The organism is Streptomyces sp. NPDC001851, assembly GCF_040297165.1.
Classification (GTDB): Bacteria; Actinomycetota; Actinomycetes; order Streptomycetales; family Streptomycetaceae; genus Streptomyces.
The window spans coordinates 1-16,349 of record NZ_JBEOYR010000033.1 but is presented as its reverse complement, the minus strand read 5'-3'; the positions used below and the strand labels follow the sequence as shown (position 1 = coordinate 16,349).

The 16,349-nt window shown below is 73.0% G+C and carries 18 protein-coding genes and 1 tRNA gene; 8 read left to right on the top strand and 11 right to left on the bottom strand.

What is annotated here, in order from left to right:
• Positions 1-224 precede the first annotated feature (224 nt).
• Positions 225-1,079, bottom strand: a complete 855-nt coding sequence (locus ABT171_RS35340; protein WP_351250575.1) for a Cof-type HAD-IIB family hydrolase — start codon at positions 1,077-1,079, stop codon at positions 225-227.
• Between the two features lie 172 nt (positions 1,080-1,251).
• On the opposite strand from ABT171_RS35340, the gene ABT171_RS35335 reads away from it, so the two are divergent.
• From ABT171_RS35335 to ABT171_RS35310, 6 genes are all read left to right on the top strand, one after another.
• A complete protein-coding gene (locus tag ABT171_RS35335; protein ID WP_351250496.1) occupies positions 1,252-2,061 on the top strand; it encodes an SAM-dependent methyltransferase in 810 nt (269 codons plus the stop codon).
• Between the two features lie 33 nt (positions 2,062-2,094).
• A complete protein-coding gene (locus ABT171_RS35330) occupies positions 2,095-3,498 on the top strand; it encodes a type I glutamate--ammonia ligase (protein ID WP_351250495.1) in 1,404 nt (467 codons plus the stop codon).
• Positions 3,499-3,500: 2 nt separating this feature from the next.
• Entirely contained in the window at positions 3,501-4,682 is a 1,182-nt protein-coding gene (locus tag ABT171_RS35325; RefSeq protein WP_351250494.1) for an amidohydrolase family protein, read from the top strand.
• Positions 4,683-4,689: 7 nt separating this feature from the next.
• Entirely contained in the window at positions 4,690-5,226 is a 537-nt protein-coding gene (locus ABT171_RS35320; protein ID WP_351250493.1) for an NUDIX hydrolase family protein, read from the top strand.
• Positions 5,227-5,409: 183 nt separating this feature from the next.
• The gene (locus tag ABT171_RS35315; RefSeq protein ID WP_351250492.1) at positions 5,410-6,207 is read left to right on the top strand and encodes a COG4705 family protein; all 798 of its coding nucleotides are present in this window, start codon (positions 5,410-5,412) and stop codon (positions 6,205-6,207) included.
• Positions 6,208-6,321: 114 nt separating this feature from the next.
• Entirely contained in the window at positions 6,322-6,882 is a 561-nt protein-coding gene (locus tag ABT171_RS35310) for a putative RNA methyltransferase (protein ID WP_351250491.1), read from the top strand.
• Here ABT171_RS35310 and ABT171_RS35305 read toward each other — a convergent pair.
• Positions 6,848-6,921 (bottom strand) — tRNA-Pro (locus ABT171_RS35305). The genes ABT171_RS35310 and ABT171_RS35305 overlap by 35 nt on opposite strands.
• 124 nt (positions 6,922-7,045) lie before the next feature.
• On the opposite strand from ABT171_RS35305, the gene ABT171_RS35300 reads away from it, so the two are divergent.
• Positions 7,046-7,753, top strand: coding sequence for a thiamine pyrophosphate-binding protein (locus tag ABT171_RS35300; protein WP_351250490.1), 708 nt, complete (start codon positions 7,046-7,048; stop codon positions 7,751-7,753).
• A gap of 54 nt (positions 7,754-7,807) precedes the next feature.
• Positions 7,808-8,707: a transketolase family protein gene (locus ABT171_RS35295; protein WP_351250489.1), complete on the top strand. Its 900-nt coding sequence runs from the start codon at positions 7,808-7,810 to the stop codon at positions 8,705-8,707.
• Here the strand turns inward: ABT171_RS35295 and ABT171_RS35290 are convergent.
• The 9 genes from ABT171_RS35290 to ABT171_RS35250 form a co-directional block, all read right to left on the bottom strand.
• Positions 8,704-9,069: an MmcQ/YjbR family DNA-binding protein gene (locus ABT171_RS35290; protein WP_351250488.1), complete on the bottom strand. Its 366-nt coding sequence runs from the start codon at positions 9,067-9,069 to the stop codon at positions 8,704-8,706. The genes ABT171_RS35295 and ABT171_RS35290 overlap by 4 nt on opposite strands.
• 59 nt (positions 9,070-9,128) lie before the next feature.
• Complete coding sequence (locus ABT171_RS35285; protein WP_351250487.1) at positions 9,129-10,034, bottom strand: LysR family transcriptional regulator; 906 nt, start codon at positions 10,032-10,034, stop codon at positions 9,129-9,131.
• Positions 10,035-10,064: 30 nt separating this feature from the next.
• Positions 10,065-11,258, bottom strand: coding sequence for a glycine C-acetyltransferase (locus ABT171_RS35280; RefSeq protein ID WP_351250486.1), 1,194 nt, complete (start codon positions 11,256-11,258; stop codon positions 10,065-10,067).
• Between the two features lie 53 nt (positions 11,259-11,311).
• A complete protein-coding gene (tdh, locus tag ABT171_RS35275) occupies positions 11,312-12,340 on the bottom strand; it encodes an L-threonine 3-dehydrogenase (protein ID WP_351250485.1) in 1,029 nt (342 codons plus the stop codon).
• Between the two features lie 190 nt (positions 12,341-12,530).
• On the bottom strand, positions 12,531-13,106 hold the full coding sequence (locus ABT171_RS35270) for a GAF domain-containing protein (RefSeq protein WP_351250484.1): 576 nt from the start codon (positions 13,104-13,106) through the stop codon (positions 12,531-12,533).
• 61 nt (positions 13,107-13,167) lie between these two features.
• Positions 13,168-13,767 (bottom strand): GTP-binding protein, encoded by a 600-nt coding sequence (locus ABT171_RS35265; protein WP_351250483.1) that lies wholly within the window; start codon positions 13,765-13,767, stop codon positions 13,168-13,170.
• On the bottom strand, positions 13,745-14,116 hold the full coding sequence (locus tag ABT171_RS35260) for a DUF742 domain-containing protein (protein ID WP_351250482.1): 372 nt from the start codon (positions 14,114-14,116) through the stop codon (positions 13,745-13,747). Before ABT171_RS35260 ends, ABT171_RS35265 begins: the two co-directional genes overlap by 23 nt.
• A 2-nt stretch (positions 14,117-14,118) precedes the next feature.
• Positions 14,119-14,553: a roadblock/LC7 domain-containing protein gene (locus ABT171_RS35255; protein WP_228619279.1), complete on the bottom strand. Its 435-nt coding sequence runs from the start codon at positions 14,551-14,553 to the stop codon at positions 14,119-14,121.
• A gap of 91 nt (positions 14,554-14,644) precedes the next feature.
• Positions 14,645-16,349 (bottom strand): ATP-binding protein (locus ABT171_RS35250; RefSeq protein ID WP_351250481.1); only part of this gene is annotated, 1,705 nt, incomplete at its 5' end.

Genomic DNA, 16,349 nt, shown 5'->3' with positions numbered 1-16,349 from the left:
GGCGGCGCCCGACGCGCGGTTCTGGCGCCGGGCAGCCTGCTGGTGCTGCCGACGATGACGGCCGACTTCGAACCGGAGACGAGGCCCCGGACGGCGCGGGACCGGACTCGCTGTACGGGGCCGTGGGCCGCACACCCGGGCGCTGACGGCGCGGCGGCGTGCAGCTGGACCGGCGGCACGGCCGGCGCGGCCCGGGGACCGGCCCACGGAACCCTGACAGGCAGCTACAGGCCGAGGACGCGGGAGATGGTCCGCAGCACCCCGTTGTCGTTGTTGGACGGTGCGAGGTGGCGGGCCCTGCGGACCACCTCCGGATGGGCGTTGGCCATGGCGAACGACCACTCGGCGGCGTCGAGCATCTCCAGGTCGTTGAGGTAGTCGCCGAAGACCATCGTCTGCGCGGGCGTGATGCCGAGGGCCCGCTGGAGGCCGCGCAGCGCGGTGCCCTTGTTGGCCGTGCGGTTCATGACGTCCACCCAGTGCTCGCTGGAGACCACGACCTGGTGGGTGGCGGCGAAGGCGGCGAGGGCCGGGGCGGTGGTGTGCTCGGCGCGCCCGGAGTCGATCAGCGCGACCTTGATCACCTCGTCGTCGACGGCGGTGACGTCCTCGACGACCCGGTGCTCGGCGTAGTACTGGCGGACCTCGGCGAGGAACGCCTCGTCGGTCCGCTCGACGTACGCCGCCCGCTTGCCGCACACCACGGCGCCGACGTCCACGCCGTCCGCGACCAGCCGCCGCACCGTACGGGCCACCCCTGCGGCGACGGACCCGTCCATCGTGTCGGAGCTCAGCTCCACGCCGTCGCGGACCACGTACGTGCCGTTCTCGGCGATGAACACCATGCCCTCGGCGACATCCGCGAACTGCCCCGCCAGCGTGGCGTACTGGCGGCCGCTCGCCGGGCTGAACAGCACTCCGCGCCGGCGCAGTTCGGCGAGCATCGGCCACAGCCCGTCAGGGATCCGCCGGGCGTCGTCCAGCAGGGTGCCGTCCATGTCGGTGACGATCAGCCGGATGTCGGCGGGGCCTGCGGGCAGGCCGGGGACGTTCAGGAGGGGCGCGGGCGTGGCGGTCATGTCCTGCTTCCGGTCGCGGTCGGCGTACCGGTCCAGTGTTCCCCATGCCCCGAGGGGACCGTCGGGCGCCCGTACCGCCTGGTACCGCACGGGGTGCGCGTTTCCCGGGACAGCGCGATCAACGGGCGGCAGAATGACGGCGGAACACCGAGAACCTGAGAAGGGCGGCTACGTGACCGAGGGCCACTCCCCGGCGGCCGGACCGGGGAAGCTGAACACCTCCGTGGCGCACAACGCCCGGGTGTGGAACTACTGGATCGGCGGCAAGGACAACTACGAGGTCGACCAGCGGGTCGGTGAGCACGTCGCCGGGATGTTCCCGGTGATCCGGGCGGTGGCCCGCGCGGACCGGGAGTTCCTGGCCAGGGCGGTGCGGTTCCTCGCGGCCGAGCGCGGGATACGGCAGTTCCTGGACGTCGGCACCGGCCTGCCGACCGTGGACAACACCCACGAGATCGCGCAGCGGATCGCCCCCGAGTCCCGGATCGTGTACGTCGACAACGACCCGATCGTGCTCGTGCACGCCCGCTCGCTGCTCACCAGCTCCCCCGAGGGCGTCACGGACTACGTCGACGCCGACGTCCACGACCCGGACGGCATCCTGCAGCGCGCCGCCGACACCCTGGACCTGTCCCGGCCGGTCGCGCTGATGATGCTCGGCATCCTGAACTTCGTCCTGGACACCGGCGAGGCCCGGGACATCGTGCGGCGGCTCATGGCGGCGCTGCCGCCGGGCAGCCACCTGGTCCTCACCCACCCGACCCACGACGCTGACGTGGGCGGCGAGGGCAATGCGGCCGCGATGGAGTTCTGGAACGCCAACGCCACCCCGCCGATCACCGCCCGCAGCCGCACCGAGATCGCCGGCTTCCTTGAGGGCCTGGAGCTCGTCGAGCCGGGTCTGGTGCCGTGCTCGCTGTGGCGCGCCGGGGCGGACGCCGCCGCGGTGCCGCAGTACGGCGCCGTGGCCGTGAAACCCTGACACCGGCACCGCGCGGACAGCGGAGGAGGACGGATGACCACCCTTGCCGACCCCGTGCCCGGCGGGCGCCCGGAGGATCTGCGCCGGGTCGCCGGGCTCACGGCGCGCCTCGCCGCGAAGGACGTACGCGGGATCGTGCTGGCCTACGTGGACACCGCGGGTGTCTGCCGGGTGAAGACGATCCCGACGGCGCGGCTGGAGGCGGCGGTGTCCTGGGGTGTCGGCATGTCCCCGGTGTTCGACACCTTCCTGGCCGGCGACTCGATCGTCAGCACCGACGTCCTCGGCTCCCCCGACGGTGACCTCCGCCTCTATCCGGACCTGGACCAGCTGGTCGCACTGGCCGGACAGCCCGGCTGGGCGTGGGCGCCGGTGGACCGGATCACCCAGGAGGGCGAGCGGCACCCCGGCTGCGCCCGGACCTTCCTGCGCCGGATCGTCGCCGGCGCCGCCGAACGCCACGGCCTCGCCTTCAAGGCGGCGATCGAGGTGGAGTGGGCGGTCGGGCTCGGCTCGGCGCCGGCCGGGGAGTTCGTGCCGGCGGTGTCCGGTCCGGCGTACGGCGGGATCCGGCAGGTGGAGCTGAGCGACTACTGCGCCGATCTGCTGGCCGCGTTCGCCGCGCAGGACGTGGACGTCGACCAGCTCCACCCCGAGTACGCGGCCGGGCAGTTCGAGGTCTCGGTGGGCGCGCTGGACCCGGTGGCGGCGGCCGACCGGAGCGTGCTGGTACGGCAGACGATCCGGGCGGTCGCCCAGCGGCACGGCCTCAGGGTCTCGTTCTCGCCCGCGGTGCTCGCCGAGGGCGTCGGCAACGGCGGCCATCTGCACCTGTCCTGCTGGCGCGACGGGGTCAACCTGCACGCGGGCGGGGAGCGCCGGTACGGCATGACGGCCGAGGCGGAGTCCTTCGCGGCCGGGATCCTGGCCCGGCTGCCCGCGCTGACGGCGGTCACCGCGCCGAGCCCGGCCAGCTGTCTGCGGCTCCGGCCCTCGCAGTGGGCCGGGGTGTTCACCGCCTGGGGCCGGGAGACCCGCGAGGCCGCGCTGCGGATGATCACCGGCACGGCGGGCCGCGGGGCGCAGGACGCCAACCTGGAGGTGAAACCGGTCGATCTGGCCGCCAACCCCTATCTCGCCGTGGGCTGTGTCATCGCGGCCGGCCTGGACGGGATCGACTCGTCACTGGCCCTCCCGGAGGAGATCACCGGCGACCCGGCCCGGTACGGCCCGGACGAGGCGGCGGCCCTCGGGGTACGGCGGCTGCCGCAGTCGCTGCCGGAGGCCGCCCGGGAGTTCCGGGCGGACCAGGTGCTGCGGGCGGCGCTGGGCCCGGTCCTCGCGGACGCGGTGACCGCGGTCCGGCTCGGCGAGGCGGCGGCCGTCGAGGGGCTCGACGACGCGCGGGTGGCGGCGGCCTACCGCTGGGTGTACTGACCATGGGCACGCCGGGACCGGTCCACGCGGCCCTCGCCGAGCTGAAGCTGGTGGACCACCACTGCCACGGCGCGGTGACGGCCGACCTCCCGTCCGGGGAGTTCGCCCCGCTCCTGACCGAGGGCGAGGCCTGGCCCGGTGTCTCGCCCTTCGACAGCCCCGTCGGCGTGGCCGTACGCCGCCACTGCGCGCCCCTGCTGGACCTGCCCCGGCACGCACCGCCGGCCGACTACGTGGCGCGCCGCTCGGCCCTGGGCTGGCGGGAGGTCAACCGCCGTTTCCTGCGCGCCGCGCGGGCCGGGGCGTTCCTCGTGGACACCGGCTACGCCCCGCACCCGCTCACCTCCCCGGCCGAGCTGGCGGACGCCGCCGGCGCCGCCGCCTTCGAGGTCGTACGCCTGGAGCAGGTGGCGGAGGCGGTGGCCGCGCGGGGCGTCGAGCCGGACGCGTACGCGGCCGCCTTCGGTACGGCCGCCGAGGAGGCCGTGCGCCGGCCGGGCGTGGTCGCGGTGAAGTCGGTGGCCGCCTACCGCACCGGCTTCGCCCTGGACCCGGCCCGTCCGGCGGACGACGAGGTGACCGGGGCCGCCCGGCGCTGGCTCGCGGGCGGCGGCCGGCTCACCGACCCGGTCCTGGTACGGCACCTGCTGTGGACCGCCGTGGACCTGGGCCTGCCCCTGCAGTTGCACACCGGTTTCGGGGACGCCGACCTGCGGCTGCACCACGCCGACCCGGCCCTGCTGACCGACTGGCTGCGCCTGGTCTCCGGCACGGTCCCGGTCCTGCTGCTGCACTGCTGGCCCTACCACCGTCAAGCCGCCTACCTGGCCGCGGTGTTCGAGCAGGTGTACCTGGACGTGGGTCTCGCCCTGCACCACACGGGCCCGGCCCGCTGCCGGGCCGTGCTGGAGGAGGCGCTGGAGATCACCCCGTTCCGCAAACTGCTGTACAGCTCCGACGCCTACGGAGTGGCCGAATTCCACCACCTCGGCGCCCTGTGCTTCCGTCAGGGGCTCGCCGATCTGCTCCAGGCCCGCGTCGACGCGGATGAACTGAGCCTGCCCGACGCCCTGCGGATCGCGGCCTGGACGGGCCGCGACAACGCCCGACGCCTCTACGGACCGCCCGTGTCCGACGACGCTCCGGCCCGTGACCCCGGCGAACGCCCCACCCGGAAAGTATGATCAAGCAATGTCTGACATGACCGAGACGACGCCCGGCTGGCTGACCAGCGACGAGCTGGAAATGGCCAGGGCCCGGATGCCGATCCTGTACGTCGAGGCCGTGCCCGTGCGCGTGGACGACAGCGGCGAAGTCACCAGCATCGGGCTGCTGCTGCGGATGGGCCCCGAGGGGACGGTCAGCCGGACCCTGGTCTCCGGCCGGGTCCTGCACCACGAGCGGGTCCGCGACGCCCTGCTGCGCCATCTGGAGAAGGACCTCGGCCCGGTCGCACTCCCCCGCGTCCCGGCGTCGCTGCAGCCCTTCACCGTCGCGGAGTACTTCCCGACGGCGGGCATCACGCCGTACCACGATCCGCGTCAGCACGCGGTGTCCCTCGCCTACATCGTCCCGGTCACCGGCGACTGCCGCCCCCGGCAGGACGCGCTGGACCTCGTCTGGTTCAGCCCCCAGGAGGCCGCCTCCCCGGCCGTACAGAACGAGATGCCGGGCGGGCACGGAGTCCTCCTGAAGCAGGCGCTCGCCCACGTGGGCCTGGTGTACTGAGGCCGACGGCGGCCCGACCCGCCTGTCTACCAGGCCGGTCGGGCCGCCGACCAGGGCTTTCCGTGACGCGTTCAGGTCGCGTTCAGGTTCACGGTCCCCCGTGGCAACAGCTGCACCAGAAGCCTCAAAACAATGGCAAAGGGGGCTGGGGAGGGTGCAGTTGGACGTGTCAGGGTGCGGGCCATGAGCACAGAGCACGTCCTGGACGACCGGCCTCGCGGGCACACCCGCGCGCGCATACGCGAGAGCGCGACGAAGGTGCCGGAGGTCACCGTCTACTTCTGGATCATCAAGGTCCTCACCACCGGCATGGGCGAGACCGCCTCCGACTTCCTGGCCCATCTGCTGGGCCCGATCCCGGCGGTCGGGCTCGGCGGTCTCGCCTTCGCGGCGTCCCTGGTCCTCCAGTTCGCCGTCCGCCGGTATGTGGCCTGGATCTACTGGACGGCCATCGTCATGGTCAGCGTGTTCGGCACGATGGCCGCGGACGTGCTCCACGTGGGTCTCGGCGTCCCCTACGCCCTGTCCACCCCGTTCTTCCTCCTCGCGCTGGCCGCCGTGTTCGCGCTCTGGTACGCGACCGAGCGGACCCTGTCCATCCACTCCATCCGCACCCGGCGCCGCGAGTTCTTCTACTGGGCGGCCGTTCTCGCCACGTTCGCGCTGGGCACCGCGGCGGGCGACCTCACCGCGACGATCGGCCTGGGGTACGCCGGCTCGGTCGTCCTGTTCGCCGTGGCGATCTGCGTTCCGGCGCTCGCCCACCGCGGCGGGCTGCTGGGCGCGGTGGCCGCGTTCTGGTCGGCGTACGTTCTCACCCGCCCGCTCGGCGCCTCCCTCGCCGACTGGATGGCCCTGCCGGCCGGGCGCGGCGGCCTCGCCTGGGGCCTGGGCCCGGTCACCCTGTCCTGGACGGCGGCGATCGTGGGCTTCGTGACCTACCTGGCGGTGTCGCACCGCGACACCGAGCCCACCGCCTGATCGCGCCTCCCGCGCCCCACGGGACCCGCACCCGCGACCCCTTGGCCCTCCGGAGTGAGGGGCAAGGGGTTCTCCCCTGCCCCTTGCCCCGCGGGGTTCCGCACGGGCGGCCCGATGCCCGACGCGCCGCGCGCACTTCTTGAGCTCGGCCTTCGTTGTCCTCACTGTTCCGGCGAAGTGACGATCGTCGGGAACATCCTGCGCTGCGCCGAGGAGCACAGCCGCGACATGGCGAAGCAGGGTTGCGTGAACCTGCTGCGCGGGGCCGCCAGGTTCTGCGCGGACACCGCGGAGATGGTCGCGGCCCGCTCGGACTTCCTCGCCGCCGGTCATTACGCGCCGATCGCCGAGTCGTTGGCCGCGCCGGCCCGCGAGACGGCTCCGGCGCCGGCGTCCGGGAACGCCGGCTGTGTGGTCGACGTCGGCGGCGGTGGTCCTCAACGTGTTCGCGCCGCGCAACCCGGCCGAACTGCGCCGGACCTGCGGCCGGACCGCGGCCCGGTCATCTGCGGGAGCTGGTGGACGTCCTCGGGTGCCTGGCACCAGGCCGACGGCCAACTGGAGCAGCGCATCGCGCGAAACGATCAACGGGCCGCCCCAGACATCTCTGGAACAGCCCATGACCTGCGACTCCGCAAAGTCGGGACGACAGGATTTGAACCTGCGACCCCTTGACCCCCAGTCAAGTGCGCTACCAAGCTGCGCCACGTCCCGATGCCGTTTGACCTGGGGTTTCCCCGGTCGAAACGCGCAGGGAAACAATACCGCACTCGGGTCGGTGATCGCGCACCGCTTTCCCGGTTGACCTCAAGCTCGGTTGAGGTTGCACGATCGCGGCATGACGATCACAGCCGACCACAGCCGCACCTACGGCTACGACGACCTGCCCGGCCTGATGGGTCTCATGACGGGCGACGAGAAGCACGGCCCGGCGGCCACCTCCACGCTCGATGTGCTGTGGGTCCTCTACGACCAGGTGCTCCGGGTCGCGCCGGAGCGGCGGGAGGATCCGGGCCGGGACCGGTTCCTGCTGAGCAAGGGGCACGGCCCCATGGCGTACTACGCGGTGCTGGCCGCGAAGGGCTTCGTGCCCGTCGAGTGGCTGCCCGGGTTCGGATCGTACGACTCCCCGCTCGGGCACCACCCGGACCGGGTGCTGGTGCCGGGTGCCGAGATCGGCAGCGGGTCGCTCGGGCACGGGCTGCCGATCGCCGTGGGCAGCGCGCTGGGGCTGCGGGCGCAGGGGCTGCACGATCCCGCGGTGTGGGTGCTGATCGGGGACGCCGAGCTGGACGAGGGCAGCAATCACGAGGCGATCGCCTTCGCCGGGCCCGCCGGTCTGGAGCGGCTGCACACCGTGGTGGTCGACAACTCCTCCGCCAGCCACGCCCGCCCCGGCGGCATCGCCGCCCGCTTCGAGGCGGCGGGCTGGTCCGCGGTGAGCGTCGACGGGCGCGACCACAAGGCCCTGTACGCCGCGTTCACCGCACCACACCCCGGGCGGCCGCACGTGGTCGTGGCCCGCGTGGAGCCGAAGAACGCCTGACCCCCCGCCGCCGAACGCCAGAACCTCACCTGCTCTCCCGAAAGGGCCCCCTTCATGGACACCATGCGTGACCGTTTCGCCCCCGTCGTCTCCCGGCTGCTGGACGAGGACCCCCGGGTCGCGGTGGTCCTCGCCGAGATCGGCAAGGACGGCTTCCGCGAGGCCATGGCCCGGCATCCCGACCGGGTGATCAACGTAGGCATCCGCGAGCAGCTCCTGGTCGGGGCGGCGGCCGGGCTGGCGCTCACCGGGCTGCGGCCGGTCGTGCACACGTTCGCCAGCTTCCTCGTGGAGCGGCCGTTCGAGCAGGTCAAACTGGATCTGGGGCACCAGGGCACCGGGGCGGTGCTGGTGAGCGCCGCCGCCTCCTTCGACTGGCCGGCCGGCGGCTTCACCCACATGGCCCCCGGTGATGTGGCACTGCTCGACACGCTGGACGGCTGGACCGTGCATGTGCCCGGGCATCCCGACGAGGCCGAGACGCTGCTGCGCCACGCGGTCGCCGCGGGCGACGACAAGGTGTACGTACGACTCTCCGTGCAGGCCAACGGGCAGGGCCGGGAGACCGACGGCAAGCACTTCGTGACGGTCCGCGAGGGCCGCCGCGGTGTGGTCGTCGCCGTGGGCCCGGTGCTCGACTCGGTCCTCGCCGCCACGGAGGGCCTGGACGTCACTGTGCTGTACGCGACGACGGTGCGGCCCTTCGACGGGGCGGGACTGCGCCGCGCGACGGCGACGGCTGGAACCGATGTGGTGCTGGTCGAGCCGTATCTCGCCGGGACGTCGACGGCCGCGGTGAGCGAGGCGCTGTCCGACGTGCCGCACCGGGTGCTGGGCCTCGGCGTAGGCCGCCGCGAACTGCGCCGCTACGGCACCATCGAGGAGCACGTGGCCGCACACGGCCTGGACCCGGCGAGCCTGCGGGAGCGGATCAGGCAGTTCGTGAGGCCCTAGCCGCGGGCCCCGGGCGGCAGCCCCAACTCCGGGTGGGCGTCGAGGAGTCGGGGCGGGGCGGCCTGCCGCCAGGAGTCGGCGAGGATGTCGCGCAGCTCGTCCTCGTCGTCCAGTGCGGCGAGTCTCGCTCTGACCCAGGCGAACTGGGCCTCGTGGCCGGCGATCCAGAACTTCTCCGGCTCGGCCAGCACCAGCTCGTCGCGCTCCACCTTGGGGCAGCGCACGGCGAGAGACGTCTCGTCCTCGGGCAGCGTCGCGAACATCTTCCCGGCGACCCGGAACGTGGGCATGCTCCAGGCGATCTTCTCCGTGGTGTCCGGCAGGGACAGGGCGATACGGCGTACATCGTGTGCGTCCGGCATGCAACGCACCGTAGCCCCTCCCACTGACAGTCACCCTCCGAGCCGTTGGCCCGGGACCCTCACGCCTCCTGTGCCGCCCGCGCCAGCGCCTCCAGCACCGGCCGGATCAGCGGATGTTCCTCGGCGCCGCGCCGTACGGCGGCGAACACGCGGCGGGTCGGCGCCACGCCGTCGACGGGGCGTACGACGACGCCGGTGAGGTCCATGCCGTTCAGGGCGGAGCGCGGCACGAGGGCCACGCCCACGTCGGCCGAGGCGAGGGCCACGACGGCGCGGAAGTCGTCGGAGGAGTGCTCCAGGCGGGGCTGGAAGCCGGCGTGCTCGCAGGCGAGGACGACGACGTCGTGGCAGGGGTTGCCGGGGTACGGGCCGATCCAGGGGTCCTTGGCCAGCTCGGCGAGGGGGATCTCGGCGGCGTCCGCGAGGCGGTGGACGAGGGGGACGACCGCGTCGAACGGCTCGGCGTACAGCGGGACATGGGCGAGCCGGGGGTCGTCGGCGGGCGGGGCGCCGCGGTACTCCACGGCGACCGCCACATCGACCTGCCGGTCCAGCACCATGGGCAGGCTCGCGTCGCCCTCGGCGTCCTGGACGCGGATGCGGATGCCGGGCGCGGTGTGCGCCAGCCGGGCCACGGCCGGAGCCACGACCTGGGCGATGCCGGTGGCGAAGGCGGCGACGGTGACCGTGCCCGCCTCGCCCGAGCCGTAGGCCGCCAGCTCCGCCTCGGCCCGCTCCAGCTGGGCGAGTACGGCGTTGGTGTGGCTGAGCAGGATCTCGCCGGCCGGGGTGAGCCGCACCCCCTTGGCGCCGCGCTCGACCAGGCGGTGTCCGGTCTCCTGCTCCAGCGCGGTCAGCTGCTGGGAGACGGCCGAGGGGGTGAGGTAGAGCGCGGCGGCCGCCGCGGTGACCGTGCGGTGGTCGGCCACCGCGCGGAGGATGTGGAGCCGCCGTGCTTCGATCATGCCCTCCAGTATCCCAGGCGTCCGCCCTGGTCAGGCCTCCAGTTCGGCGCGCGCCGCGACGAACGCGTCGACCGCGCGGTTGACGTCGTCCGTGGAGTGCGCGGCGGACAGCTGGACACGGATGCGGGCCTGGCCCTGCGGGACGACCGGGTAGGAGAAGCCGATCACGTACACGCCCCGCTCCAGCAGCAGCTCGGCCATACGGGCCGCCTGCGCCGCGTCACCGATCATCACCGGGGCGATGGCGTGGTCGCCGGGGAGGATGTCGAACCCCTCCTCGGTCATGCGGCGGCGGAACAGAGCCGTGTTCTCGGTGAGGCGGACGCGCAGGTCGTCGGCGGACTCCAGCAGGTCGAGGACCTTCAGGGAGGCCGCGGCGATCACCGGGGCGAGGGTGTTGGAGAAGAGGTACGGCCGGGAGCGCTGGCGCAGCAGGGCGACGATCTCGGCGCGGGCGGCCACATAGCCGCCGGAGGCGCCGCCGAGGGCCTTGCCGAGGGTGCCGGTGACGATGTCGACGCGGTCCATGACGCCGTGCAGCTCGGGGGTGCCGCGGCCGGTCGGGCCGACGAAGCCGACGGCGTGCGAGTCGTCGACCATGACCATCGCGTCGTAGCGGTCGGCGAGGTCGCAGATCTCGCGCAGGGGCGCCACATAGCCGTCCATGGAGAAGACGCCGTCGGTGACGATCAGGCGGCGCCGGGCGTCGGACGCCTCCTTGAGCCTGGTCTCCAGGTCGGCGAGGTCGCGGTTGGCGTAGCGGAAGCGGCGGGCCTTGGACAGGCGGATGCCGTCGATGATGGAGGCGTGGTTGAGGGCGTCGGAGATCACCGCGTCCTCCTCGCCGAGCAGGGTCTCGAAGACACCGCCGTTGGCGTCGAAGCAGGAGGAGTACAGGATCGTGTCCTCCTGGCCCAGGAAGGACGACAGCCGGGCCTCCAGCTCCTTGTGCACCTCCTGGGTGCCGCAGATGAAGCGGACGGAGGCCATGCCGTATCCCCAGCGGTCGAGCGCGGCGTGGGCGGCGGCGATGACCTCGGGGTGGTCGGCGAGGCCGAGGTAGTTGTTGGCGCAGAAGTTGAGGACCTCGCCGGGGCGGCCGCCGGCGGTGACGTCGACGGTCGCGGACTGCGGGGTGCCGATGACCCGCTCGGGCTTGTGCAGGCCGGCGGCCCGGATCTCGTCGAGGGTGGCGCGCAGGTCGTCGCGGACGGTTTCGAACATGAGGAGGGCTCCTGAAAGTGCTGACGGGGTGAGGGAGTTGCGCGTTCTGCGTCTCAGACGGTCCAGTCCAGGATGACCTTGCCGCCCTTGCCGCTCGCGGCGTCCGCGAACGCGGCCTCGAAGTCGCGGTAGCCGTACCGGCCCGTGATCACGGGGGCGAGGTCCAGGCCGCCCTCAAGGAGCACCGACATCGCGTACCAGGTCTCGAACATCTCGCGGCCGTAGATGCCCTTGATGGTGATCATCGAGGTGACGATCCGGGACCAGTCGACCGGGAACTCCTGGGCGGGCAGGCCGAGCATGGCGATGCGTCCGCCGTGCGTCATGTTGGCGATCATGTCCCGCATGGCCTCGGGACGGCCGGACATCTCCAGTCCGATGTCGAAGCCCTCGCGCAGGCCCAGCTCCCGCTGCCCGTCGGCGATGGTGGACTCGGCGACGTTCAGGGCGAGGCTCACCCCTATCTTGCGGGCCAGCTCCAGGCGCTCCTCGCTGACATCGGTGACGACGACGTTGCGGGCGCCGGCGTGCCGGGCGACGGCGGCGGCCATCAGGCCGATCGGTCCGGCGCCGGTGATCAGGACGTCCTCGCCGACCAGCGGGAAGGACAGCGCGGTGTGCACGGCGTTGCCGAACGGGTCGAAGATCGCGGCGACGTCGAGGTCGACGGGGACGCGGTGCACCCACACGTTCGACGCGGGCAGGGCGACGTACTCGGCGAACGCCCCGTCGCGGCCGACGCCGAGGCCCACGGTGGCGCGGCACAGATGGCGCCGGCCGGCCAGGCAGTTGCGGCACTTGCCGCACACCAGATGGCCCTCGCCGCTGACCCGGTCGCCGATGCGGATGTCGGTCACGTCCCGCCCGGTCTCGACGACCTGTCCGACGAACTCGTGCCCGACCACGAGCGGCGTGCGGATCGCCTGCTGCGCCCAGCCGTCCCAGGCCCGGATGTGCAGATCGGTCCCGCAGATACCGGTCCGCATGACCTTGATCAGCACGTCGCCGGGACCGATCTCGGGCTCCGGGACGTCCGTCAGCCAGAGCCCCGGCTCCGCCTTCTCCTTGACCAGCGCCTTCACGCGTGCCGCTCCTGGGGGTGAGGTCCCGGCCCGCGGGCATGCCGAAGAAGCCCGCACCGGGTCAGAGGGGTGGAATCACCGTGCAATCTGCCGTATGCGAGGGGCGCGGGTCCATCGAGCTTTTCTTAACCGCCGCCTCAGCTTTCCTTCACGCCCCTGGTGCCGGGAGCGTAGGCCATGCCGTGCCCCCTCACAGCGGCAGGCCGTCCTCGGCACTTCGTTCGAGGCGTACGACGAGGTCGGCGGCGAGCGCCTTGATGGCCTCCAGGCCTTCCCGCCCCCAGGTGCACGGGGCCGTGTCGGCCACGCACACGGTGCCGAGCGCCATGCCGGAGCTGTCGATGAGCGGGGCGCCGAGGTAGGAGCGGATGCCGTACTCGTCCACGACCGGGTTGCCGGCGAACCGCGGATAGTCGCGGACGTCGTCGAGCACCAGTGCCTTGCGGCGGACCACCACATGGGGGCAGAACCCGTGGTCGCGCGGCAGGACCCGGCCCAGCTCCGGTCTGCTGCCGTCCTCGCGGAGGAACGGCGGGACGACGGGGACGCGCAGGCCCGCGAAGAACTGGAGGTCCTCGCCGATGAAGTTGACCATCGCGTAGGGCGCGCCGGTGAGCCGGGCGAGATGGTCCGCGAAGGCGTCCAGCGCCGGGTCGGGACGGTCCGCCAGGCCGAGCAGGCGCAGCCGGTGGACGCGCGCGGGGGCCTCCTTGTCCTCGGGGGTGAGCAGCAGACCCCGGACCGGCCGGGGCGGCTCGTATGTCATGGCCGGGCTCCGGCGCTGTGGGCGTGGCTCATAGGGCGGCTCCGTGGGCTATGGGGCGGGATCACATGTGGGCGCCATGGCTCGGCGCGGGCGCCGGGGCGTGGGCGAGGAGGTGGCGTACGAGGGTGAGCAGGGTCTGCACGCCCGAGCTGGAGATCCGGGCGTCGCAGCGGACGACGGGGACCTCGGGGTCGAGGTCGATGGCGGCACGCACCTCCTCGGGGTCGTAGCGGTGGCCGCCGTCGAACTCGTTGACGGCGACGATGAAGCCGAGCCCGCGCTCCTCGAAGAAGTCCACGGCCGCGAAGCAGTCCTGCAGCCGGCGGGTGTCGGCGAGGATCACCGCGCCGAGCGCGCCCTCGGACAACTCGTCCCACATGAACCAGAACCGCTCCTGGCCCGGTGTGCCGAACAGGTACAGCACATGGTCCGGATCGAGGGTGATCCGGCCGAAGTCCATGGCGACGGTGGTCTCCATCTTGTTCTCGACGCCGTCGAGACTGTCCGTGCCGACGCTGACCGTGGTGAGCAGCTCCTCGGTGCTGAGCGGCGCGATCTCGCTGACCGCGCCCACAAAGGTCGTCTTGCCGACCCCGAACCCGCCCGCCACCAGGATCTTCAGCGCGGTGGGGAACGGGTCAGAGCTGTCGTCGTAGTCCATCGAGCACTGCCTCCAGCAGAGACCGGTCAGTGGGTGTGTGGTGGAAGACGGGGGGCTTGGTGGTCAGCGCCCCGCCGTCGACGAGGTCCGAGAGCAGCACCTTGGTGACCACCGCGGGCAGTTTCAGATGTGCGGCGACCTCGGCGACCGAAACGGGGGAACGGCACAGGTCGAGCGCCTGGGCGTGCTCGGGGCCGAGGTAGCCGAGCGGGGTGACGCCGGTGGCCATCACCTGCGACATCAGGTCCATGGCGACGCTGGGCTCGGTGCGTCCGTTGCTGACCGTGAACGGGCGCACCAGCCGTCCGGCCGCGTCGTCCAGCCAGGGCCCGTCGCCGGCTGCGGCCACCCTCAAGGCCTCGTCGCCGTGGGTTCGACCGCGTGCTGCCGGGGCGCGGTCACCAGGTAGGGCCGGACGCTCTTGACGAGCATCGCCATCTCGTAGCCGAGGACGGCGGCGTCGGCCTCGCGGCCGGCGAGCACGGCGAGACAGGTGCCGGAGCCGGCGGTGGTGACGAACAGCAGGGTCGAGTCGAGTTCGACGACGACCTGGCGGACGTCCCCGCCGTCACCGAACCGGACGCCCGCGCTGCGGCCGAGGGAGTACAGGCCGGAGGCCAGCGCCGCCATGTGGTCGGCGCTGTCGATGTCGAGACCGTGCACGGACTTGACGAGCCCGTCGCAGGACAGCAGCACCGCGCTGGTGGTGTGCGGTACGCGCTGCACGAGGCCGCTCAGCAGCCAGTCGAGGTCGGACGCGTGGGCGGTCGGCGCATCGCTCGCCATGGTGGATCGACTCCTTGGGGTACGTAAGGTCTGCGGGAGCGCTGGGGGGGTGGATGGGTTGGGGTGGTGGGGGTGGGTACGGTGCGGGTGTTCAGCCGGCCGGGGTGCTCCCATCGGGCCGGCCGGCACCACGAGCACCGTCGGATACGGGCGCGGGGGCGCGTTGCTGGGCTATGGGGGGCGCCGGGTCGGTGAACTCCGGCAGTGACGGCTGAAGCTGGTGGCTCATCAGATGCGCGGAGTCCATGTGCGCGGACTCCATGTGGGCGGACTCCATGTGGGCGGAGCCCATGTGGTCCTGGCTCTCCATGTGCTCCATGCGCTCCATGTGCTGCTGCGCCTCGGCGAGTCCGATCCCGCGCTGGAAGGCCGCCATCAGCCCGGGGTCGTGGCCCGGGACGGTGTCCGCGTCCTGGCGGGGAGCGGGGCCGCCGCGCAGCTGGGGGACGATGTGCTCCTGGGCACGGCGGCGGGGCAGCGGCGGCTTGCCCATGGTCCCGCGCACGATGCCGGTGCGTGGCGTGGGCAGGATGCCCGCGTGCGCTTCGACCGCCGCCCGGTCCTCGGCACTGACGCCGGGCACGGCCGCGGCGGGGGTGGGCCGCTCCTGCCGCAGGCCCCGCACCGGAAGCGGCACCGGAGCGCCGTCGTTCCGCCCGCTGTCACCGCTCCCCGTGACGCTTTCCGTGCCGCTTCCGGTGCCGCTTTCCCCGCCGCTCCCGGTACCGCGCCACCCGCTTCCGGGCTGGGCGTGCCGCCGCCGCCCGGTCGCGGGTGCCTGTCCGGCACCGGAGCCGGTCTCGCCCGCGGGGGCGACAGGGGCCGCCCCGGAGGCGGGCAGGGCAGCCCCTGTCGCCGGGCTGGTGCCGTCACCGTTCGGCGCGGCCACCGGCCCCGGCGCCCGCCCGGCCCCGTGTCCCTGTCCGAGGGCATGCCCCTCGCCCTGCGCGTACCCGTGCTGGTGCCCCGGGACCGGCACCTGTCCCTGCCCCGGTCCCGGGATCCGCACGGGGGGCGCCGCGCCGGTGCCGGCCGGAGCGTGCGGCTGGGGTGCGCCGGTTCCGGCGACCGCGCCGGGCGCCGTACCCAACAGCGCCTGCGGGACGACGAGTACGGCCTGCACACCGCCGTAGATGTTGCTCTGCAGGCGCACGTGGATGCCGTGCCGCCGGGCGAGCTGGGAGACGACGTAGAGACCGATGCGGCCGTCGGCGAGCAGGCTCGCGACGTTGACCTGGTCGGGGTCGGCGAGCAGGGCGTTCATCCGGTTCTGTTCGCCGACGGGCATGCCCAGACCGCGGTCCTCCACCTCCACGGCGAGCCCCGAGGTGACGAGGCCGGCACGGAGCAGCACCTGGGTGTGCGGGGCGGAGAACACCGAGGCGTTCTCGATGAGTTCGGCGAGCAGATGGATGACGTCGGCGACGGCGTGGCCGCGCAGTTCGCCGTCGATGGGCGGCACCAGCTTCACCCGCGAGTACTGCTCGACCTCGGCGATGGCGGAGCGCAGGACCTCGGTCATGCTGACCGGGTTGCTCCACTGGCGCCGGGAGACGGCGCCGCCGAGCACGGCGAGGTTCTCGGCATGGCGCCGGATGCGGGTGGCCAGGTGGTCCACGTGGAACAGGCCCTTGAGCAGGTCCGGGTCCTCGATCTCGTTCTCCAGCTCGTCGAGGATCGAGATCTCCCGGTGCACGAGCGACTGGAGCCGGCGCGCGAGGTTGACGAAGACTTCGAGTTTCTGCTCGCTGCCCGTCTGGCTGGAGAGCTGGGCGGCGCGCACGACGGCGGTGACG

What these genes read in the sequence shown, in the direction of transcription:
- ABT171_RS35265 (WP_351250483.1), bottom strand. Translation starts at nt 13,767, where the DNA reads ATGGACTACGACGACAGCTCTGACCCGTTCCCCACCGCGCTGAAGATC.
- ABT171_RS35310 (WP_351250491.1), top strand. Translation starts at nt 6,322, where the DNA reads ATGCCCGACGCGCCGCGCGCACTTCTTGAGCTCGGCCTTCGTTGTCCT.
- ABT171_RS35270 (WP_351250484.1), bottom strand. Translation starts at nt 13,106, where the DNA reads ATGACATACGAGCCGCCCCGGCCGGTCCGGGGTCTGCTGCTCACCCCC.
- ABT171_RS35285 (WP_351250487.1), bottom strand. Translation starts at nt 10,034, where the DNA reads ATGATCGAAGCACGGCGGCTCCACATCCTCCGCGCGGTGGCCGACCAC.
- ABT171_RS35320 (WP_351250493.1), top strand. Translation starts at nt 4,690, where the DNA reads ATGTCTGACATGACCGAGACGACGCCCGGCTGGCTGACCAGCGACGAG.
- ABT171_RS35295 (WP_351250489.1), top strand. Translation starts at nt 7,808, where the DNA reads ATGGACACCATGCGTGACCGTTTCGCCCCCGTCGTCTCCCGGCTGCTG.
- ABT171_RS35325 (WP_351250494.1), top strand. Translation starts at nt 3,501, where the DNA reads ATGGGCACGCCGGGACCGGTCCACGCGGCCCTCGCCGAGCTGAAGCTG.
- ABT171_RS35280 (WP_351250486.1), bottom strand. Translation starts at nt 11,258, where the DNA reads ATGTTCGAAACCGTCCGCGACGACCTGCGCGCCACCCTCGACGAGATC.
- ABT171_RS35340 (WP_351250575.1), bottom strand. Translation starts at nt 1,079, where the DNA reads ATGACCGCCACGCCCGCGCCCCTCCTGAACGTCCCCGGCCTGCCCGCA.
- ABT171_RS35315 (WP_351250492.1), top strand. Translation starts at nt 5,410, where the DNA reads ATGAGCACAGAGCACGTCCTGGACGACCGGCCTCGCGGGCACACCCGC.
- ABT171_RS35255 (WP_228619279.1), bottom strand. Translation starts at nt 14,553, where the DNA reads ATGGCGAGCGATGCGCCGACCGCCCACGCGTCCGACCTCGACTGGCTG.
- ABT171_RS35290 (WP_351250488.1), bottom strand. Translation starts at nt 9,069, where the DNA reads ATGCCGGACGCACACGATGTACGCCGTATCGCCCTGTCCCTGCCGGAC.
- ABT171_RS35330 (WP_351250495.1), top strand. Translation starts at nt 2,095, where the DNA reads ATGACCACCCTTGCCGACCCCGTGCCCGGCGGGCGCCCGGAGGATCTG.
- ABT171_RS35300 (WP_351250490.1), top strand. Translation starts at nt 7,046, where the DNA reads ATGACGATCACAGCCGACCACAGCCGCACCTACGGCTACGACGACCTG.